At 46.4% G+C, this 20,254-nt stretch carries 16 protein-coding genes and 1 rRNA gene; 11 read left to right on the top strand and 6 right to left on the bottom strand.

The genetic code is table 11. The features are described 5' to 3' along the window. The first annotated feature begins 87 nt into the window (after positions 1 to 87). The gene (gene uvrD / locus FKN16_RS22695; protein WP_005397027.1) at positions 88 to 2,262 is read left to right on the top strand and encodes a DNA helicase II; all 2,175 of its coding nucleotides are present in this window, start codon (positions 88 to 90) and stop codon (positions 2,260 to 2,262) included. Between the two features lie 759 nt (positions 2,263 to 3,021). Here uvrD and ggt read toward each other — a convergent pair. From ggt to rarD, 4 genes are all read right to left on the bottom strand, one after another. Next, a complete protein-coding gene (gene ggt / locus FKN16_RS22690; protein WP_053808982.1) occupies positions 3,022 to 4,788 on the bottom strand; it encodes a gamma-glutamyltransferase in 1,767 nt (588 codons plus the stop codon). A gap of 98 nt (positions 4,789 to 4,886) precedes the next feature. Then, positions 4,887 to 5,558, bottom strand: a complete 672-nt coding sequence (locus FKN16_RS22685) for a LysE family translocator (protein ID WP_170903574.1) — start codon at positions 5,556 to 5,558, stop codon at positions 4,887 to 4,889. Between the two features lie 101 nt (positions 5,559 to 5,659). After that, positions 5,660 to 6,457 (bottom strand): AraC family transcriptional regulator, encoded by a 798-nt coding sequence (locus tag FKN16_RS22680; RefSeq protein ID WP_170892945.1) that lies wholly within the window; start codon positions 6,455 to 6,457, stop codon positions 5,660 to 5,662. Positions 6,458 to 6,533: 76 nt separating this feature from the next. After that, a complete protein-coding gene (gene rarD / locus FKN16_RS22675) occupies positions 6,534 to 7,451 on the bottom strand; it encodes an EamA family transporter RarD (protein WP_006743075.1) in 918 nt (305 codons plus the stop codon). Between the two features lie 174 nt (positions 7,452 to 7,625). On the opposite strand from rarD, the gene recQ reads away from it, so the two are divergent. The 3 genes from recQ to FKN16_RS22660 all read left to right on the top strand — a co-directional run bounded on the left by recQ (position 7,626) and on the right by FKN16_RS22660 (position 10,727). After that, positions 7,626 to 9,461, top strand: coding sequence for an ATP-dependent DNA helicase RecQ (gene recQ / locus FKN16_RS22670; RefSeq protein ID WP_005397012.1), 1,836 nt, complete (start codon positions 7,626 to 7,628; stop codon positions 9,459 to 9,461). Positions 9,462 to 9,470: 9 nt separating this feature from the next. Then, the gene (locus FKN16_RS22665) at positions 9,471 to 9,776 is read left to right on the top strand and encodes a DUF3630 family protein (protein WP_104974685.1); all 306 of its coding nucleotides are present in this window, start codon (positions 9,471 to 9,473) and stop codon (positions 9,774 to 9,776) included. 282 nt (positions 9,777 to 10,058) lie between these two features. Further along, positions 10,059 to 10,727: a 7-cyano-7-deazaguanine/7-aminomethyl-7-deazaguanine transporter gene (locus tag FKN16_RS22660; RefSeq protein WP_005397008.1), complete on the top strand. Its 669-nt coding sequence runs from the start codon at positions 10,059 to 10,061 to the stop codon at positions 10,725 to 10,727. A 180-nt stretch (positions 10,728 to 10,907) separates the two neighbouring features. On the opposite strand, the gene gppA is transcribed toward FKN16_RS22660, so the two are convergent. Continuing rightward, the gene (gene gppA / locus FKN16_RS22655; RefSeq protein ID WP_046874560.1) at positions 10,908 to 12,401 is read right to left on the bottom strand and encodes a guanosine-5'-triphosphate,3'-diphosphate diphosphatase; all 1,494 of its coding nucleotides are present in this window, start codon (positions 12,399 to 12,401) and stop codon (positions 10,908 to 10,910) included. Between the two features lie 19 nt (positions 12,402 to 12,420). Next, on the bottom strand, positions 12,421 to 13,740 hold the full coding sequence (gene rhlB / locus FKN16_RS22650) for an ATP-dependent RNA helicase RhlB (protein ID WP_005397003.1): 1,320 nt from the start codon (positions 13,738 to 13,740) through the stop codon (positions 12,421 to 12,423). Between the two features lie 111 nt (positions 13,741 to 13,851). Here rhlB and trxA point away from each other — a divergent pair, with 111 nt between their 5' ends. The 7 genes from trxA to FKN16_RS22615 form a co-directional block, all read left to right on the top strand. Further along, positions 13,852 to 14,178 carry a thioredoxin TrxA gene (trxA, locus tag FKN16_RS22645; RefSeq protein ID WP_004745500.1) on the top strand — a complete coding sequence of 109 codons (327 nt, stop codon included), beginning with the start codon at positions 13,852 to 13,854 and terminating at the stop codon, positions 14,176 to 14,178. 196 nt (positions 14,179 to 14,374) lie between these two features. After that, positions 14,375 to 15,634 carry a transcription termination factor Rho gene (gene rho / locus FKN16_RS22640; RefSeq protein WP_005378757.1) on the top strand — a complete coding sequence of 420 codons (1,260 nt, stop codon included), beginning with the start codon at positions 14,375 to 14,377 and terminating at the stop codon, positions 15,632 to 15,634. 104 nt (positions 15,635 to 15,738) lie between these two features. Next, entirely contained in the window at positions 15,739 to 16,731 is a 993-nt protein-coding gene (locus tag FKN16_RS22635) for a hypothetical protein (protein WP_005398448.1), read from the top strand. Positions 16,732 to 16,823: 92 nt separating this feature from the next. Continuing rightward, the gene (ubiD, locus tag FKN16_RS22630) at positions 16,824 to 18,677 is read left to right on the top strand and encodes a 4-hydroxy-3-polyprenylbenzoate decarboxylase (RefSeq protein ID WP_170903573.1); all 1,854 of its coding nucleotides are present in this window, start codon (positions 16,824 to 16,826) and stop codon (positions 18,675 to 18,677) included. Further along, positions 18,674 to 18,943 carry a 2Fe-2S iron-sulfur cluster-binding protein gene (locus FKN16_RS22625; protein ID WP_012841284.1) on the top strand — a complete coding sequence of 90 codons (270 nt, stop codon included), beginning with the start codon at positions 18,674 to 18,676 and terminating at the stop codon, positions 18,941 to 18,943. The genes ubiD and FKN16_RS22625 overlap by 4 nt, the downstream gene beginning before the upstream one ends. A gap of 14 nt (positions 18,944 to 18,957) precedes the next feature. After that, positions 18,958 to 19,671 (top strand): NAD(P)H-flavin reductase, encoded by a 714-nt coding sequence (gene fre / locus FKN16_RS22620; RefSeq protein WP_005398442.1) that lies wholly within the window; start codon positions 18,958 to 18,960, stop codon positions 19,669 to 19,671. A gap of 520 nt (positions 19,672 to 20,191) precedes the next feature. After that, positions 20,192 to 20,254: ribosomal RNA gene (locus FKN16_RS22615) — 16S ribosomal RNA — on the top strand; the annotation flags it as partial.

The following is a 20,254-nucleotide window of genomic DNA, read 5'->3' as shown; positions in this document are numbered from 1 at the left end:
GCGAATTTTTTATCAAGTTTTGTCTAAACAGCACCCAGCTGTTTAGGTTATAATCGGTTTTTATGTATAAATAACCAGTAGCTCATCATGATGGATCCATCTCTATTACTCGACGGTCTAAACGATAAACAGCGTGAAGCCGTTGCAGCTCCTCTAGAAAACTTACTTGTCCTTGCTGGTGCAGGGAGTGGTAAGACTCGCGTTCTTGTTCACCGTATCGCTTGGCTTATGTCAGTCGAGCAAGCTTCTCCTTTCTCGATCATGTCGGTCACCTTCACTAATAAAGCGGCAGCAGAAATGCGTGGTCGTATTGAAGAGTTGATGATGGGCAGTGCATCTGGCATGTGGAATGGGACTTTCCACGGTATTTGTCACCGCATTTTGCGTGCACACTATCTTGATGCCAAGCTACCGGAAGATTTCCAAATCATAGACAGCGATGATCAGCAGCGCTTGTTAAAGCGTTTGATCAAAGCACAAAACTTGGATGAAAAGCAGTGGCCTGCACGCCAAGTTTCATGGTGGATTAATGGTAAGAAGGACGAAGGGTTACGCCCATCGCATATCGACGCTTATCACGATCCAGTGACCAAAACTTATTTGCAGCTGTATACCGCTTACCAAGAAGCGTGTGATCGTGCTGGCTTAGTGGACTTTGCAGAAATTTTGCTGCGCGCGCATGAGCTACTGCGTGACAACAAGTTTGTGCGTGAACACTACCAAGCACGCTTTAAGCATATCTTGGTTGACGAATTTCAAGACACCAACAACATTCAATACGCTTGGCTACGCATGATGGCTGGCCCAGATTGTCACGTGATGATTGTTGGTGACGACGACCAGTCAATTTATGGTTGGCGCGGTGCAAAAGTCGAGAACATTGAGAAGTTCACGCTGGAGTTTCCGAGCGTGAACACCATTCGTCTCGAACAAAACTATCGTTCGACCAAGACGATTCTTGAAGCGTCCAATACCTTGATTGCGAACAACACTGAACGCATGGGTAAAGAGCTGTGGACGGATGGCAATGTGGGAGAGCCGATCTCGGTTTACAGCGCTTATAACGAGCTTGACGAAGCGCGCTTTGCGGTCAATAAAATCAAAGAGTGGCAAGAGAATGGCGGCGCATTGAATGATGCTGCGATGCTGTATCGTAACAACGCGCAATCTCGTGTTTTGGAAGAAGCATTAATTCAGGCAGGCTTACCGTACCGTATTTACGGAGGCATGCGATTCTTCGAGCGTCAAGAAATCAGAGATGCGTTGAGCTACTTGCGTTTGATGGCGAATCGCAACGATGATGCCGCGTTTGAACGTGTCGTGAATACCCCAACACGTGGTCTGGGCGATAAGACGCTAGAGACTATCCGTCGTGCAGCTCGTGATAGAGGGTGCACTATGTGGGAAGCCAGTCTGGCAATGCTCGATGAGCAAGTATTAACGGGTCGAGCAGCTGGTGCGTTAAGTCGTTTTGTCGAATTAATCACCGCGCTGGAAGACGATACACTAGAAATGCCATTGCACGAGCAAACGGACCACGTGATCAAGTATTCGGGTTTGTTTGCGATGTATGAGCAAGAGAAGGGCGAAAAGTCTAAAGCTCGCATAGAAAACTTGGAGGAGCTGGTTACCGCCACTCGCCAATTCGAAAAACCAGAAGAAGCGGAAGAAATGTCTCTGCTGACGGCATTTTTAACACATGCGGCTCTAGAAGCGGGCGAAGGTCAGGCGGACGAATTTGAAGATGCAGTCCAACTGATGACGCTGCATAGTGCGAAAGGTTTGGAATTCCCATTGGTATTCATGGTCGGTGTGGAAGAAGGTATGTTCCCAAGCCAGATGTCCGCTGAAGAGGCAGGGCGTTTGGAAGAAGAGCGCCGTCTGTGTTATGTGGGCATGACGCGCGCGATGCAAAAGCTCTACATTACTTACGCGGAAATGCGTCGCCTATATGGCCAGGACAAATACCACAAACCATCGCGCTTTATTCGTGAATTACCAGAAACGTGTTTGGATGAAGTGCGCATGAAGGCGCAAGTGAGTCGCCCTTCAAGTAGTGGACGTTTTAGCCAAACCGCAGTAAAAGAAAACTTCAATGAGACTGGTTTTTCACTAGGTTCTCGTGTGATGCATCCGAAATTTGGTGAAGGAACGATCATCAACTTTGAGGGCAGTGGCCCACAAAGCCGAGTGCAGATTGCTTTCAATGGTGAAGGCATTAAATGGTTAGTCACCGCTTACGCGAGACTGGAGAAGCTGTAGGGCTTTGTGAAAAAATAAACATAAGAGCTGCTTCGGTGGCTCTTTCTGTTTTGGCTGTTTTGAATCAACAAAATGCTGAAAGATAGGGAACTAAATGACGCTATTCGAAAAGGAGTTTAGTCTAAATCGCTTATCTTTAGACAAAGAAAAACCCCGAGGGCTTACGCCCGTCGGGGTTATAGTCTTACTCGCAGCAATCCAGCTACTAAAAGTGCTCCATGCATCAAATCCTTGATAGCGTGCTGCATTCCTTCAGCTTAATCCTTTCGTCGCCTTCCTAGCGGTGTCCTTGACCTTATCCTGGTCTGCTAACCATCCTCGTTAGCTCTCATCACTTGTTCCCTGAGCGGTGTCCATGACATCATCCTGATGTTCAGTCCTTTCCTCGTCCAGAGGTGTCCATTTTCCGTCCTTAGTAGCAACCGTCCTAGTTACTATTGATTCCGTTCAATGTCCAGTTTTGCAATCCATGCCCGACTATTCATCCTGAATACCCGTTTCTTCTTCCTGAAGTCCACCAAATCCGTGGTGTTTCCTGTTCCGTGTCAGCATCCTTCCGACAAGGTTCATATTACGCTCTTCACGATTCTCAACAATGGCCGAAGCCCACATTTTTCTCAATCAAAAGCGTTTGAAAAATAAACATGTTTATATTATTCAATATCTTATGTTTGTTTGTGGGCTGTTTTACCATTAAAAAAGAGAGGTTTGCTCCACTCCTTGTGAGAGATCTCGCACAAGGAGTCGAGCAAAACAGGCCTATTTGCCGATTGCTGCTCCTTCTCGACGAGGATCTGCGGCACCTTCTAGTCCATCTTTTGTTATGCGTATCGCATGCAGTCCAGAATTCAAATCACGAACATTGGTTTTAAAGCCCATCTTCTCCAGCTCTGGCTGTAAGCCTTCTGCCGCGGTACCTTGCTCAATATCTAAGGTGCCAAAACGGTCGAGTAATCGTGGTTGATTGATAGCTTGTTGGATATTCATATCCCATTGCGTGTGGGCAATGATGGTTTGCGCCACGTAACCGATGATTCGACTGCCACCCGGAGAGCCTATTGCCATGTAAGGTTTGTTATCTTTCATCATAATGGTTGGGGCCATTGAAGATCGTGGACGTTTGCCTGGCTCTATACGGTTGGCGATTGGAATTCCGTCGTTATGAGTACGGAAAGAAAAATCGGTCAGTTCATTATTGAGCAAGAAGCCACGCACCATTAAGCGCGAGCCAAACGCATTCTCAATGGTGGTCGTCATTGACACCACATTGCCTTGCTTATCGACGATATTGAAATGGCTGGTGGAAGGGAGTTCAATGGACTCGTCCATGCTTAAATTCATTGCGTGCGACCACGGAGGATTGCCTGCTTCAACTTTGCTTAGTGCTTTGCCGACTTGGATCAGCTCTGCTCGCTGCTGGAGGTAGCTTTTATCAAGCAAGCCTTGAGTTGGCATCGGCACGTAATCTTGGTCTGCCATGTATTTACCACGGTCAGCAAACGCTAGACGCGATGCATCGGCGAGTACTTGCCAAGATTTAATGCTGTTAGCACCCCAGCCTTTGAGATCGTACTGTTCAGTGATCGCCAAAATCTGACCAATGGTGAGCGCGCCAGAGCTTGGTGGTCCCATGCCGCAAATGTCATAGCTTTGGTATGCTGCACAAACCGGCTCACGTTGTCTGATTTGGTAGGTATCAAAGTCGAGTTGGGCTAATACGCCGGGGTTACCCGGCGCGTTTTGTACCGTCTTGATAATGTCTCTGGCGATATCCCCGTGGTAGAAGGCTTGAGCACCTTGCTTGGCAATAGCACTCAGTGTTTGTGCGTATTCAGGGTTTTTTAATAGCGTACCTTCGGTTTTTGGCGAGCCATCCGAGTTAAAGAAATAGGCTTTTGTGACTGGAAAGCGTGATAAACGCTCGGCGTCTTTTTCTATCAAGCTTGCTAGGCGAGGACTGACTTTGAATCCTTGCTCCGCAAGCGAGATAACAGGTTGAATGATCTTTTTCCATTCCAGCTTGCCGTATTTCTGGTGGGTATCCCACAATAGTTTCACGGTGCCTGGTGTTGCGACAGAGCGTCCACCAACCACGGCATCGTAGAATTGCAATGGCTGACCGTTCTCATCTAAAAATAGCTTTGGCGTTACGGCGAGGGGGGCGGTTTCACGCCCGTCGTAAGTGGTCAGTTTTTGCTTTTCGCTATCCCAATACACTAAGAACGCACCGCCACCAATACCTGATGACTGGGGTTCAACTAAGCCAAGCATCAATTGCACCGCGACCATGGCATCTATCGCATTCCCGCCTTGCTCAAGTACGTCTGCACCCGCTTGAGTCGCCAGTGGGTTAGCAGCGGTAACCATATAATCTTTAGCTTTGACCAGCTGCTTTTGCTCAATGCCAGTGCTGTGCTCTGGTGCGACCGAATCTGCAGCTTGGTTAGCGAAGGCTTGTCCAGTGAAGGTGAAAGGGGAAGTAAGAAAAAGACCCGAGAGTACGAGTCGGTTAAATGTCCATTGCATGATGACTCTCCATGTTGCCAACTAAGGTTATTCAGCTTGGCAGCCACGGAGATAGTCGTCGAGTTTCCTATTAAAGAAATGTCGAGTGTGCGACGCTTTTAAATCAGAGAGTTATCGAGAAAGGAGCGGAAGGTTTGCACTAAAATACTGCTGCCAACTAGGGTAAATACCACACCACATAAACCATCTATATAAATGCCTGCTTGCTGCAATCTTGTTTGCAAGCGCTGCGTTGACAGCATCCATGCAAGGCTAGAAAACCAGAGTAGCGACAAACCAAACAAAATCACCAGAGCAATTCCTTTTCCTGTCACCGACATGCCCACTGGGACAAGGCTCGACATTAAACTCACAAAAAATACTAAGGCTTTGGGGTTGAGAATATTGGTTGCGAACCCCTTGGTAAACGCCTGACGTTTATTACCGATCACAAGGTTACTGTTTTTGCTTGGCTGATAAGAAAGTGGGTTTTTGATCGTCGCGATCACGCCGCGCAGTGCACCGATACCCAAATACAACAGATAGCTGCCCCCAAGCAATTGTAAGACGGAGTAGAGCAGAGGATGCTGGTGAACTAAATAGCTCACCCCCGTTAGGCTGAATAAAGAATGCAGCAAAATACCGACTGATAAGCCAAGCGCAATGTATAAGCCAGTTTGACGGCCATGACGGGTGGCATTTTGTACCACAAGCGCAAAATCCGGACCTGGGCTCATTAAGGCAATGAAGTGGATACTGGCAAGCGTTAAAAGGATAGTCGATTCATTCATAACACATCTCAAAACATAGTGGATATGAGCTATTGTCGTAATTCTTATTCGCTAGTGCTTGTAAAAAACTAGCAGTACTGAATACCACAGCGTATGAGATATTAGCGTGCCACTTGTGAAGGCGAGACGCCATAGGTTTGTTTAAACGCTTTACTAAAGTGGGCCTGATCATAAAAGCCCACTTGATAGGCGACGTCTGTACCACACCATCCTGCTTGGAGTAGTTTCATTCCTTGCTCTAATCGCAAGCGAGCAAACCAAGCGTAGGGAGTCATCCCCGTTTGCGCTTTGAAATGGCGTTGAAACTGCGTGGGGCTCAGTTGGCAGAGCTCTGATAGTGCATCTAAACGAACCGTTTGGTCGAGATTCGCCATTAAGTAATCTTTTAAGGTATGCAAAGACTGTTTCCCAAGAGGGACCACTTTTTGCCTCGCGAGTGATCCGTAGCGATCAAAAAGTTGATTAAATCCTTCAAAAGGAAGGCAATCTTTGGTGAGTTGGCTGAGGTTATCGCGGCGAAGAAGAGCATGCAAGTTACTAAGTTGTGAAAATATCTGTGGATCTGAGATGATCAATTCATTAAAGCGGATTATTTGACCATTTTGACTAAGATCGGCAAGATCGCTGAGTAGGCGCGGCTCGATCGCAAATACATTCACTTCATAGCCACTTTCGAGCTTAGAGTGCCCATCGTGCAGTTCATCTGGCGGCATAATTACGATTTGCCCATGACCCACTTGATGGCTACAGCCTTGATATTGGAACTTTTGCGTGCCATGCGTGATTAGACCGAGGTGAAAATCCAGATGATAGTGCCTTTGAAAAGCAAACTTCTGGTATTTCGCCTCGATCAGGCTCAGCTGATCATGGTCGGTTGCGTAGTATTGAATCTGTTCCATTACATACAAAAAAAAAGCTTGGTCACATTGTGACCAAGCTTATCTGGCAATTTCTAACTTGTCTTGTAAAAAACGATCACTGTGGCTGAACGATTCGGCGTGAGCGACGGTTGTTGCGCAGTCCATCAAAGCTAAATACGACTAGCGCTCCCCAAATAAAAGCAAAGGTAATCGCTTTATCCATGGTAAAGGGTTCGCCATACATCAGTACTGCCAGTAAGAACATCAAGCTTGGGCCGATGTACTGGAAAAAGCCTAACGTTGATAATTTGAGTCTTGTTGCCGCACCCGTAAAACAAAGCAGGGGCAGTGTGGTAATCACACCTGCTGCAATCAACAAGCTATTTAATGCTAACGGGTTAGTGAGCATATTCGACGTTGGGGTTTCTGCAATAAACAGCAGATACACGGCGGCGACAGGCAGAAGGAGTAATGTTTCGATAAACAATCCTGTTTTTGCATCGACACTGACTTTCTTCCTTAAGAGGCCATAGAAGCCGAAACTCATTGCTAACGCCATCGCAACAACGGGCACGGAGCCGAATACAATCAATTGGACCAGTACACCACAGCCCGCTAATACGACAGCAAACCATTGCAACTTACGAAGTCGCTCTCCCAAAAAGACCATGCCGAGCAAGACATTGATTAATGGGTTAATGTAATAGCCTAAGCTCGCGTCAAGCATATGATTGGAATTGACCGCCCAGATGAAAATCAGCCAGTTTCCGCCAATTAATACAGAACTTGCGATCAGGTAAGCGATCTTCGTTTTGTCTTTCGCGATGTAGTAAACCGAGCGCCAGTGACGGCCAAAGTGAAGGAGTGCGGCAAGCAAAAAGAAAGACCAAATCACCCGGTGGCTCAGAATCTCCAAAGGGGATACTTGTGCGATGGATTTAAAATACATCGGCGCAATGCCCCACATGGTATAGGCACCAATCGCCAGCAAGATACCTTGCCGAGCGCGTTGTTGTTCGTCTTCTGGTGTCATGAGGTGTCACCTAATTGTGTGTTTATAGAGCAGAAAATCAGTATACGAGTCGTGATGCGAAACACCTAGCAATTTGCGGTTTTATTCACCACGAAACCCCATTACAATGTGCCCTCACTTTGTGTGCCTGGGCATGCAAAAGCATTTCTACGATCACTCAATCTGAGATTATTCATGACCTCCACCTTGCTAGCCGAACAATCAGATACGCCTGTAACGCCTCAACGTGTGTTGGAGGAAGTATTCGGTTACCAGACGTTTCGTGATGGTCAGCAAGAAGTTATTGAAGCCGCTATCGAAGGCAAAGACAGCTTGGTCATCATGCCGACTGGTGGCGGTAAATCTCTCTGTTACCAAATTCCGGCGTTAGTGCGCTCAGGGATTACCTTGGTGATTTCACCGCTGATTTCATTGATGAAAGACCAAGTTGATCAACTGAAAGCCAATGGTGTAGCAGCGGAGTGTGTGAACTCGACCATGAATCGAGAAGAGCTACTGAGTGTGTATAATCGCATGCACTCTGGTCAGCTTAAGCTAGTGTATGTCTCGCCAGAGCGCGTGTTAATGCGTGACTTTATTGAGCGTTTAGAAAACTTACCCTTATCTATGATCGCCGTGGATGAAGCACATTGTATCTCTCAGTGGGGACATGATTTTCGCCCAGAATACGCGGCGTTAGGTCAGTTAAAGCAACACTTTTCGCATGTGCCCTTTATGGCACTCACTGCCACTGCCGATGATGCGACGCGTCGTGATATTCTAGAACGCTTACGCTTACATGAGCCTCAGGTGTATCTAGGAAGCTTTGATCGTCCCAACATTCGTTACACCTTGGTAGAAAAGCACAAACCGGTTTCTCAAATCATTCGCTATCTAGCCACCCAAAAGGGAAGCTGCGGCATTATTTATTGCGGCAGTCGTAAGAAAGTTGAAATGGTGACCGAGAAGCTATGCAACAACCATATCCGCGCTGCTGGTTATCATGCAGGGATGGATACTGAAGAGCGAGCTTACGTTCAGGAAGCTTTTCAACGTGATGACATTCAAATCGTCGTTGCGACGGTTGCATTCGGCATGGGTATCAATAAGCCAAACGTGCGCTTTGTTGTGCATTTTGATATTCCACGTAACATCGAGTCCTATTATCAGGAAACTGGTCGAGCAGGGCGAGATGGCCTGCCTGCCGAGGCGATGATGTTGTATGACCCAGCCGACATCAGTTGGTTGCGTCGTATGTTGGATGAAAAAGATGATGGACCGCAGAAGCAGGTAGAAAGCCACAAACTCAATGCGATGAGTGCTTTTGCGGAAGCGCAAACCTGTCGTCGTCAGGTACTGCTCAACTATTTTGGAGAGTATCGCGAAAAGCCGTGTGGTAACTGCGATATCTGCCTGGACCCACCAAAACACTTTGATGCGACCGAAGAAGCGCGCAAAGCGTTGTCGTGTGTTTACCGCGTTAACCAAAGTTTTGGTATGACGTATGTGGTTGAGGTGCTGCGTGGGATGCAAAACATTCGTGTGCGCGAACATGGCCACGATAAAATTTCGACTTACGGCATTGGTCGTGATCACAGCCATGATTACTGGGTAAGTATCTTCCGCCAGTTAATTCATAAAGGGCTGCTATTTCAAAACATCACTCGTAACTCGACGTTGCAATTAACCGAAGAAGCACGTCCATTACTACGTGGTGATGTGTCTTTAGAACTTGCAGTTCCACGTTTAGATACCGCAGCACGTGCCGCGAAGTCGGATAAACTGACCAGCAAAAACTACGATAAGAAGTTGTTTGCCAAATTACGTAAGCTACGTAAGTCGATCGCCGATGAAGACGGTTTGCCACCATACGTGGTATTCAGTGATGCGACCTTGATTGATATGGCAGAAATGCTGCCAACGTCATACGGCGAAATGTTAGCGGTTAGTGGCGTTGGTCAACGTAAACTAGAAAAATACGCCGATCCATTCTTGGATCTGATCCAAGAACACATTACTCACCACGGATAAGGAATCCATATGCACAAGGAATTTGGTCTCGCTGATTACATTGTTGAAGAAGGGCGTCTTATTATTATCGCTCCAAGCTTCGACCTCGATACTTTTCCGGCACTGGGTGAGCGTTTGGTGGGATTATTATCTGCGTCTGTGGTAGAAAAACAGTGGGATGCGGATATTCACTCTTGGTTGATCGATTTTGAAGGCTGCCGCTTATTTATGAAAGCGGAGCACTACAGCGAAGCGATTTGGTTTGAAGCGCTAACAATAGAAGAGAGTAGGGAAGAGCTCGACTATTTAGCCGGATTGTTCCAACGCGGCTTCTAAATTCAAGTTATCTATTCTTTAAAGGGTGTTTCACATGAAACACCCTTTCTTATTTTTGCATCAAAGCCCTTGGTTTTGACGTGATGTTCGCGAAGAAACGTTTGCGTATAAAACACCGCTTGTGAGTAAAATTGGTTAATGTATAATCGCCCACCGCTTTACTCTGAATGAGTTAAGCTAGTTTAATCGTCATTTTTTACATTGTTGGTAAGAGTGCTTTTCTCTGTAGAAAACGCTCGATTTGGGTTCCCTCGCCCCCAAACCAAACTAAAAAGGTATCGCATGAGTAACTTTACCCCTGCGCAGCAGCGCAACGCCCTTATCTATCTGGTTTTATTCCACCTAGTCATTATTGCATCCAGCAATTACCTAGTTCAGCTACCGTTTACTATCTTTGGCTTACATACCACCTGGGGGGCATTCACCTTCCCATTTATTTTCCTTGCGACGGATTTAACCGTACGTATTTTCGGTGCTCAGTTGGCGCGTAAGATCATTTTCTTAGTAATGTTGCCTGCTTTGGCTGTCTCTTACTTCTTATCGGTGGTGTTCTTCGAGGGGCAGTTCCAAGGTTTTGGTCACTTAGGGGAATTTAACTTATTCGTTGCTCGTATCGCGATTGCTAGCTTCATGGCGTATCTACTTGGTCAGATTATGGATGTGCACGTGTTCAACCGCCTACGTCAAATGAAACAGTGGTGGGTGGCCCCAACGTGTTCAACGCTTTTTGGTAATGCACTGGATACCATCGCCTTCTTCGCGATTGCGTTCTACCAAAGTCCAGATCCATTTATGGCGGAACATTGGACGGAAATCGCGCTGGTGGACTACGGCTTTAAGTTAGTGATTAGTCTTGGTCTGTTTGTGCCTATGTACGGCGTACTACTGAATTACTTAATTAAGAAGCTAACGGCAGTGAACCCTAACTTTAAAGTCACTACGACGGCATAGTTTTCATCAGTTAATAGCAACAAGGCCGCTTTTAATAGCGGCTTTGTTGTTTCTAAAGCAAATGTACAGCGAAATGAGTATTTAGATCATCGGTGTCTCAAAACTCTATGAGTTGTACATAGGATAATAACGGGTATTAAAAAGGCTCCAGAAGGAGCCTTTGTCATGGGATAACAACCATTAATCAGAGGTAATCGTTAATGGCCAACCGATATCAGTTTGACGGTTGGATTCGATTTCTAGCTCAGCGGCGGTCAACGGGTTGGCCGCTAGCCACTGCGCATCAATGTTTAATGTTAGGTTGTCACCTTCAGCCGTTAATACGACGTTTGGCTCTAAGTTTTGGTTGCGACGGTGAGTCAACAACACCGCTAAGCGCAACAACCGCAGTACGCGCTTGGCACTTGAGCCTGATAACGCGTGTTGCTCAGGCAGTGAGGTGAGTTGTTCTCGATAACGACGGGCAATCTCACCAATAAAGAACTTCTGCGCGCGAGTGTAGCCAGGTAAATCCAAATTCTGGAGTAGGTAAGCACTGTGCTCACCGCCTTTTTTGAAATCGATCGTTAAGCCGATTTCATGCAGCTTTGCGGCGGTTTCAAGCAATATCTTGCCTTGAGGTTCCGTAATCCACTCATCGCCGCCGGCTTGCTCCAACAGTTTGCTTGCCAGTGTCGCAACTTGTTCACCGTATTGGTGATCGAGCTGATAACGATTTTGTACGCTGGCAATTGTGCGAGCACGGATGTCTTCTTGACGTAGCTCTTCAACCATCTCGTAGACTAAGCCTTCACGTAGTGCGCCGCCAGCGAGTGTCATCGCGTCGATTTCCAGTAATTCAAAAACGGCAATCAAAATAGATAGGCCGCTAGGGAACACTAACGCACGTTCAAGCGTTAAGCCTTCAATGTCGAGCTCTTCTAAATGATCGGCTAACATGGCTTGCTTCTGCAGGCGTTTCAATTTGGAGTGAGTGATTACTTCGTCCATACCTTGCGCTAGCATTATCTCTTGCAATGCCTGAACGGTGCCTGATGCGCCAACGCACACATCCCAACCGATTTCAGTATAGCGCTCTAGAATTGGCTGGATTGTCTGCTTCGCGCCTTCAATTGCTGCGTCAAAGTTACGCGCATTCAACTGGCGATCTTTAAAGAAGTTTTCCAGCCAAGTCACACAACCCATTTTTAAACTAGTCAGTGCTTTGGCTTCGAAACCTTCACCGATGATGAGTTCTGTACTTGCGCCACCGATATCGACAACAAGGCGGCGACCGCTGCCTCCAGAAGTGTGTGCGACACCTTTATAGATAGTGGCCGCTTCTTCTTCACCGGAGATAACGTCGATTGGTTGACCAAGAATCTGGTTCGCTTTCTCCAGAAACACATCTACATTCGTGGCGGTACGTAAAGTGGCTGTGCCTACAATACGAATGTTTTGTTTAGGAATGTCCTGCAAGCGTTCCGCAAATAGACTTAAGCAGTCCCATCCTCGCTGCATAGCTTCCATACTAAGAGAATTATGTTCATCTAGGCCCGCGGCTAGACGAACCTTGCGCTTAATTTTAGCCATTGTTTGAACGCTGCCATCGATATGACGCACAACGAGCATGTGAAAACTGTTCGACCCGAGGTCGATGGCGGCGTATAGCGGCGATGATCCTGCTTGACTCATAAACGAACTCAGTTTCCTTTTACGATTGTTTTGGTGCCGATTGACGCGGTTGGCGCGGACGACGTCCTTGCGGCTTGCGGTTACCTGAACCTGAACGAGTACCGCCAGTATTCGTACGACGCTGTTGGTTGCGTGGCGCACGCATACGAATTGGCGCTGGCAGATCTTGGATCAGCGCTGACGAATCGTATTCTGAAACTGGGATAGTGTGCTCAATGTATTCTTCGATTGCAGGCAGGTTAATTGCGTACTCTTCACAAGCAAAACTGATCGAGTGACCGCTTGCACCAGCACGACCGGTACGGCCAATACGGTGAACGTAATCTTCACAGTCGTCAGGAAGGTCATAGTTGAAAACATGCGTCACTTGAGGAATGTGCAGACCACGCGCAGCAACGTCAGTTGCAACAAGAATGTCGACATCACCTTTGGTGAATTGCTCAAGAATCTTTTCACGTTTCTTCTGCGGTACATCACCAGTAAGAAGACCGACACGGTGTCCATCGGCAGCCAAGTGACCCCAAACCGATTCACACTTGTGTTTCGTGTTCGCAAAAATGATGGCGCGATCTGGCCATTCTTCTTCAATCAAAGTTTGAAGGAGGGCCATTTTATCTTCGTTAGAAGGGTAGAAAAGTTCTTCCTGAATGCGGTGACCAGTTTTCTGTTCTGGCTCTACCACAACATGCTCAGGAGTGTTCATGTGCTCAAATGCCAGTTCTTGAACACGGTAAGAAAGCGTCGCTGAGAACAGCATGTTCAAACGCTCTTTTGGTTCAGGCATACGACGGAACAAGAAGCGAATGTCTTTAATAAAGCCAAGATCGAACATGCGGTCGGCTTCATCCAGAACAACGGCTTGAATGTTGTTAAGATTGAATACGCGCTGTTTGTAGAAATCGATGATACGACCTGTCGTACCAATCAGAATATCGACACCATCTTGCAGCTTATTCAATTGCTTATCGTAGCTTTCACCACCGTAAGCCAAAGCGGTTTTTAGACCAGTGCTCTCAGTTAGTGCTTCTGCATCATTATAAATCTGAATAGCAAGCTCACGTGTTGGCGCCATAATGATTGCGCGTGGCTGCGTAGGCTTACGACCTTCATGCTCTGGTGTCGTCAGAAGGTGGTTGAATGTAGCAGTAAGAAACGCGAGCGTTTTACCAGTACCCGTTTGGGCCTGGCCTGCGATGTCTTGGCCGGTGAGCAGGACCGGCAACGCCAAGGCTTGGATAGGGGTACAAAATTCGAACCCTTTTTTGTCCAATCCTTCAATAACTTGGGGCTTTAAGCCCAAATCGGCGAACTTTTGCTCTGTGATATGCGTCTTTTTCATGGCTATAGAATATCAGCTAAAGCTTGCAATACGAAAGTAAATACATTCCAATAGGGCATCTAATTACTGGTTATCATCCAACCAGTTTCGAAAAACACATTGGAGTGGAAGATGAGTGATAAGATTTTGCAGCTAACTGATGACGGTTTTGAAAACGATGTAATCAACGCTGCAGGCCCGGTTCTAGTGGATTTCTGGGCAGAATGGTGTGGTCCTTGTAAAATGATCGCTCCTATTCTGGACGAAATCGCAGACGAGTACGAAGGCAAACTCACTATCGGTAAACTAAACATCGACCATAACGCAGGTACACCACCTAAGTTTGGTATTCGCGGCATTCCAACGCTACTGCTATTCAAAGACGGCAACGTAGCGGCAACGAAAGTTGGTGCTCTGTCTAAAACTCAACTAAAAGAGTTTTTGGACGCAAACTTATAATCACCAAGTGATTACAGATAAAACCGTGCAAAGTAACAACGCACGGTTTTGTTTTTCTAACTCTGGACTAGAATACTAATTAGTGCTAACTTATCGCGCGTTAATTGAACAAATTTCTCTTCTTGGTCGATCCTGAGACCAAATCCATCTTAACTAGAAAACAGATCTTATTTTGACTAAACAAGAATCCACCACCATGAACCTTACCGAACTGAAGAACAGACCTGTGTCTGACCTTGTAAAACTGGGCGAAAGCTTAGGATTAGAGAACCTAGCTCGCTTAAGAAAACAAGACATCATCTTCGCGATTTTAAAAGCGCACGCTAAAGGCGGCGAAGACATCTTTGGCGATGGGGTTCTGGAAATTCTGCAAGACGGCTTTGGTTTCCTACGCAGTGCAGATAGTTCATACCTTGCGGGTCCGGACGATATCTACGTATCACCAAGTCAGATTCGTCGCTTTAACCTACGTACTGGTGACTCTATCGCTGGTAAAATTCGTCCACCAAAAGACGGTGAACGCTACTTTGCCCTTCTAAAAGTCAATACCGTTAACGACGACAAACCAGACAACGCTCGTAACAAGATCCTATTTGAAAACCTTACCCCTCTACATGCAAATGAACGCATGGTAATGGAGCGTGGTAACGGTTCTACAGAAGACATCACAGCACGTGTTTTAGATTTGGCATCGCCTATCGGTAAAGGTCAACGTGGTCTGATTGTTGCTCCGCCAAAAGCGGGTAAGACAATGCTTCTGCAAAATATTGCTCAAAGCATCGCATACAACCATCCAGAGTGTGAGTTGATGGTACTTCTTATCGACGAACGTCCAGAAGAAGTAACAGAGATGCAGCGTCTAGTTAAAGGTGAAGTAGTCGCGTCGACTTTCGATGAGCCAGCATCTCGTCACGTACAAGTAGCGGAAATGGTAATCGAGAAAGCGAAACGTCTTGTTGAACACAAGAAAGACGTGGTTATCCTGCTTGACTCTATCACTCGTCTCGCTCGTGCTTACAACACCGTAGTACCTTCATCAGGTAAAGTACTGACAGGTGGTGTGGATGCAAACGCACTACACCGTCCTAAGCGTTTCTTTGGTGCAGCACGTAATGTTGAAGAGGGCGGTAGCCTAACGATCATCGCAACGGCACTAGTAGATACTGGTTCTAAGATGGATGAAGTTATCTACGAAGAGTTCAAGGGTACAGGTAACATGGAACTGCACTTGAACCGTAAGATTGCTGAGAAGCGTGTATTCCCTGCGATTGACTTCAACCGTTCAGGTACACGTCGTGAAGAGCTACTGACGAAGACTGATGAACTACAGAAAATGTGGATTCTGCGTAAGATCGTTCACCCAATGGGCGAAATCGACGCGATGGAATTCCTCATTGATAAGCTAGCGATGACGAAGACCAACGATGAGTTCTTCGATGCGATGCGTCGTCAGTAATAGCTGAGTCCTTATTCTAAAAAAGCCACCGTTAACGGTGGCTTTTTTGTTGCTTTCTCCCGATGGAAGCATCAGAATGAGGAAAATGTTATCGGGAGGTTAACATGCAACAAGGAATGTTGTCGTCATTACTCCTGAGCTTGTCACTTATCACACTACCCGCGACGTTATCTGCCAAGGAAATGCAGGAGTCTGTAGTAGAACAGTGGCTTCAGGATACTCAAATACAGGCTAAAGTCTCTGAACTGCTTGATTACGTTGTCAGGGATGAAGTCGACTCGCTTAAATTTGCCCTTGATCGACTAGCTTTACCTCAACAAGAGGTCGTGCGTTTTCGGTTATTGGAAAAGCTTGAGAAGCAAGATGTCATTCTCACGCCTAGAATGGCTCTGTTTGTTGAGTCTCAGATCCGTATGACTCCTACTTATCAGGTTCTAGAGCGAGGGGACGGGTATGAGTTTAGTGTACCTGCCTTTAACTTTCCTGCCATTGCGAGCCGCTTGATTAAGCGTTGGAAGCAAGACCAAAGTACCTTGGACTTTGTACTACAAGCTGAGCGAAAAGAGCTCGACTTAAAGCAATGGCTTACAGGGCAATCTCAACAAGCTCAGGCGCGTGAAGCACTTTTGATTCGAGAGTTGGACAGCTTATCACCGCATGCGCTTGCCGCATTAACCACTCAGTTAACCAAAGCGAATGTGACCAGTTGGCTACCATCGACAGCCGTGATCGTGAGATTAGCGCAAGTAAGTCAAGATGAGGAAGTGTACAACTTACTCTGGCGGATGAGAGCGGATTACAACAGCCAGTCCGAACTCGAGCGTTTAGCTACGGTTGGGGACGTTTTTTCAATTCAGCAATTGATGAACTCCACCGTCAATCCGTCACTCAAACCAGAAGCCATTAGTCTACTCACAAAATCCAACCCTTTATCTCCGCAAGTGAAACAGTTTCTAGTGAGCAAAATGGCACTATCGGAAGAAGCTACCATGGTCGCTCGAGAGCTGGCGCAGCAAGGGCATCAAACCTGGTTGGAAGAGTTAGTCTCTAACAACCATCAAGTGAAGACCCGGCAGATAGAGCAAGTATTAAAGTAATCTGGCTCACATACCCACACAAAATAGGAGGATCTTAGCGTCCTCCTATTTGTTATACTGCGGACAGTTTAATTAGCCAGTCATGAAGGCCTATGAGTTTTAAGGATTTACGCGAATTTATCGACCACCTAGAACAGAAAGGTCGACTTAAACGCATTGCTCACCCCGTCGACCCCGCTTACGAAATGACAGAAATCAGTGACCGCACCTTGCGTGCTGGTGGACCTGCGCTGTTGTTTGAGAACCCAATTGGCTACGACGTACCTGTTTTGACCAACCTATTTGGTACACCAGAGCGTGTCGCGATTGGTATGGGACGTGAAGATGTTAAAGAATTAAGAGAAGTCGGTAAGCTGCTGGCTTATTTGAAAGAACCTGAGCCACCAAAAGGCTTCAAAGACGCATTGGAAAAATTGCCAGTGTTCAAGCAAGTATTGAACATGCCAGCCAAGCGCTTAAGAAAAGCATCGTGCCAAGAGATTGTGTGGCAAGGTGATGAAGTCGACTTGGACAAAATCCCGGTAATGAGTTGCTGGGCGGAAGACGTTGCACCACTGCTTACGTGGGGCTTAACCGTGACCAAAGGTCCAAACAAGAAACGTCAGAACCTAGGTATTTACCGCCAACAGAAAATCGCCAAGAACAAAATCATAATGCGTTGGTTAGCTCATCGTGGTGGTGCGCTTGACCTACGTGATTGGATGGAAACCAATCCAGGTAAACCTTTCCCAGTTTCGGTTGCGTTTGGTGCAGACCCCGCAACCATTCTTGGCGCAGTAACGCCAGTGCCAGATACGTTATCGGAATACGCATTTGCAGGTTTACTACGTGGCAGCAAAACTGAAGTCGTGAAGTCAGTTAGTAATGATTTGGAAGTGCCAGCGAGCGCTGAAATCGTGATGGAAGGCTATATCGACCCGAACGAGTTTGCTGATGAAGGTCCTTATGGCGATCACACTGGCTACTACAACGAAAAAGAAAAGCACCACGTGTTTACCATTACGCACATTACTATGCGTAAAGACCCTATTTATCACAGCACCTACACAGGCCGTCCGCCAGATGAACCAGCTGTATTGGGTGTGGCATTAAACGAAGTGTTTGTGCCGATTCTGCAGAAACAATTCCCAGAGATTGAAGACTTCTATCTACCGCCAGAAGGTTGTTCGTACCGAATGGCAGTCGTCACCATGAAGAAGCAGTACCCAGGACATGCCAAGCGCGTAATGATGGGCGTGTGGTCTTTCTTACGTCAATTCATGTACACCAAGTTTGTTATTGTGTGCGATGAATCGGTAAATGCACGAGATTGGAATGATGTCGTGAAAGCCATGTCAGAGCATATGGACCCAGTACGTGATACCTTGATGATAGATAACACGCCAATCGACTCGCTCGACTTTGCTTCACCTGTGGTCGGTCTTGGCTCCAAGATGGGTTTAGATGCGACCATTAAATGGGATGCTGAACTCGCGACACGAACCAAGGTTACTGAGCGTGACAATAAAGCGATTAACGAAGCGGATCTGGATGCATTAAAACAGCAACGCCCTGAGATTGTTGACGTCTATCTACCAGCTGCAGCAAACAACCAATTTGCTGTCGTGACCATGAAGAAAGATCAAGCTGGTCAATCTCAAGAATTGATGGAATATCTATGGGGTTTCTTTGCTCAGTACGCGGATAACAAATTCATTATCTTGTGCGACGATGACGTCAATGCACGAGATTGGAATGACATCATTTGGGCTGTAACAACTCGAATGGACCCAGATAGAGACACAACTCAAGTGCGTGGTAATACTGAGAGTTCATCCAAATTAGGATTGGATGCGACCAACAAGTTCGAATCTGAAGTCACGCGCGAGTGGGGTACGCCTATCAAAAAAGATCCTAAACTTGTGGCTAAAGTCGATGAGATTTGGGACCAGTTAGGTATTCTATGAGTCATCAAGTCCACCTTCTACCAATGGACGTTACGTTTCCAGTAAAAGAAGGGGAGACGGTGTTGGAAGCTGCGCTCAACAACAATATTCGCTTCCCACACCGTTGCCAAGTTGGCGCTTGCGCCATGTGCATGTGTAAAAAGCTAACGGGCGAGGTGAATTACCACCTCGAACCGATGCTAACCGAAAAAGAGCAACAGCAAGGTTGGATATTCCCTTGCCAAGCCTATACAGAAAGTAATTTAGTGCTTACTTTTGATGAGTAAGCGAGAGGAACACCATGACCATCCAATGTAAAGTAAAGTCTATTCAGCCGTTAGCTTGTAATACTTACCAAATCCTTCTTCACCCAGAATCACCAGTGCCTTTTAAAGCGGGTCAGTACCTAATGGTAGTGATGGGTGAAAAAGACAAACGTCCTTTCTCTATCGCGAGCAGCCCTTGCCGTCATGAAGGTGAACTTGAACTGCATATCGGTGCGGCGGAACACAACGCTTACGCTCAAGAAGTTGTCGAAGCAATGCAAGCGGCGCTTGAAACTGATGGTCAGATTGAAATTGATGCCCCGCATGGTGATGCTTGGGTTCAAGAAGAAAGTGAACGTCCACTATTATTAATTGCTGGTGGTACAGGTTTTAGTTACGTGCGCTCGATTCTGGATCACTGCGTAGCGCAGAACAAAACCAACCCTATCTATCTATATTGGGGCGCGCGCGATAACTGCCAACTTTATGCAAAAGAAGAACTGGTCGAGATCGCTGATAAGTTTACTAACGTTCACTTTGTTCCAGTAGTAGAAGAAGCACCTGCTGATTGGCAAGGTAAGGTTGGTAACGTGCTACAAGCGGTGAGTGAAGATTTCGAAAGCTTAGAAAACTACGATATCTATATTGCAGGTCGATTCGAAATGGCTGGCGCAGCACGTGAACAGTTCACTCAGAACAAGAAAGCGAAGAGCGAACGTATGTTCGCAGACGCGTACGCATTCATTTAAATACGGCTTATGAGGCAGAAAAAGAGGGTTTTTTACCCTCTTTTTTGCTTTTTTGATGAAATAGTCATCGAACAGTCGGTTTTTCCCATTTTTTTCCAAAAAAGGGTTGCGAACGGATCTGAGTTCCCTATAATGCGCATCCACCGACACGGCAGACGCGATAAGGCTTCAGCAGGGTCGGAGAGGTAAAAAGCTTCTACGAAAAATAAAATTGAAAAAGTGTTTGACACTGCCAATTAAATCGCTAGAATGCACCTCCGCTTTGAGAGAAAAACTTCTCGCAAAGCAAGCTCTTTAACAATATAGACCTATCAATCTGTGTGGGCACTCGTTGATGATAATCCAATTAGAAACTTCGGTTTCAAATTAGGTTTCAATGAAACGAAGTGACCATTCGAATTGGGAAGCAGCCTTGAGCTGTTTTGTTTTACTTTTTTAAAAGTAAAAACCAATAAGAGCACAGTCAATTCAAACATTACTTTATGTAATGTTCAGTATTCATTGAGCCGAACAAAATCTTAAATTGAAGAGTTTGATCATGGCTCAGATTGAACGCTGGCGGCAGGCCTAACACATGCAAGTC

This window comes from Vibrio sp. 11-4(1) (assembly GCF_013048625.1).
Lineage (GTDB): Bacteria > Pseudomonadota > Gammaproteobacteria > Enterobacterales > Vibrionaceae > Vibrio > Vibrio diabolicus.
Note: the sequence above shows the minus strand (reverse complement) of the source record. Positions and strands in the feature narration are given on the sequence as shown.

What these genes read in the sequence shown, in the direction of transcription:
- uvrD (WP_005397027.1), top strand. Translation starts at nt 88, where the DNA reads ATGATGGATCCATCTCTATTACTCGACGGTCTAAACGATAAACAGCGT.
- ggt (WP_053808982.1), bottom strand. Translation starts at nt 4,788, where the DNA reads ATGCAATGGACATTTAACCGACTCGTACTCTCGGGTCTTTTTCTTACT.
- FKN16_RS22685 (WP_170903574.1), bottom strand. Translation starts at nt 5,558, where the DNA reads ATGAATGAATCGACTATCCTTTTAACGCTTGCCAGTATCCACTTCATT.
- FKN16_RS22680 (WP_170892945.1), bottom strand. Translation starts at nt 6,457, where the DNA reads ATGGAACAGATTCAATACTACGCAACCGACCATGATCAGCTGAGCCTG.
- rarD (WP_006743075.1), bottom strand. Translation starts at nt 7,451, where the DNA reads ATGACACCAGAAGACGAACAACAACGCGCTCGGCAAGGTATCTTGCTG.
- recQ (WP_005397012.1), top strand. Translation starts at nt 7,626, where the DNA reads ATGACCTCCACCTTGCTAGCCGAACAATCAGATACGCCTGTAACGCCT.
- FKN16_RS22665 (WP_104974685.1), top strand. Translation starts at nt 9,471, where the DNA reads ATGCACAAGGAATTTGGTCTCGCTGATTACATTGTTGAAGAAGGGCGT.
- FKN16_RS22660 (WP_005397008.1), top strand. Translation starts at nt 10,059, where the DNA reads ATGAGTAACTTTACCCCTGCGCAGCAGCGCAACGCCCTTATCTATCTG.
- gppA (WP_046874560.1), bottom strand. Translation starts at nt 12,401, where the DNA reads ATGAGTCAAGCAGGATCATCGCCGCTATACGCCGCCATCGACCTCGGG.
- rhlB (WP_005397003.1), bottom strand. Translation starts at nt 13,740, where the DNA reads ATGAAAAAGACGCATATCACAGAGCAAAAGTTCGCCGATTTGGGCTTA.
- trxA (WP_004745500.1), top strand. Translation starts at nt 13,852, where the DNA reads ATGAGTGATAAGATTTTGCAGCTAACTGATGACGGTTTTGAAAACGAT.
- rho (WP_005378757.1), top strand. Translation starts at nt 14,375, where the DNA reads ATGAACCTTACCGAACTGAAGAACAGACCTGTGTCTGACCTTGTAAAA.
- FKN16_RS22635 (WP_005398448.1), top strand. Translation starts at nt 15,739, where the DNA reads ATGCAACAAGGAATGTTGTCGTCATTACTCCTGAGCTTGTCACTTATC.
- ubiD (WP_170903573.1), top strand. Translation starts at nt 16,824, where the DNA reads ATGAGTTTTAAGGATTTACGCGAATTTATCGACCACCTAGAACAGAAA.
- FKN16_RS22625 (WP_012841284.1), top strand. Translation starts at nt 18,674, where the DNA reads ATGAGTCATCAAGTCCACCTTCTACCAATGGACGTTACGTTTCCAGTA.
- fre (WP_005398442.1), top strand. Translation starts at nt 18,958, where the DNA reads ATGACCATCCAATGTAAAGTAAAGTCTATTCAGCCGTTAGCTTGTAAT.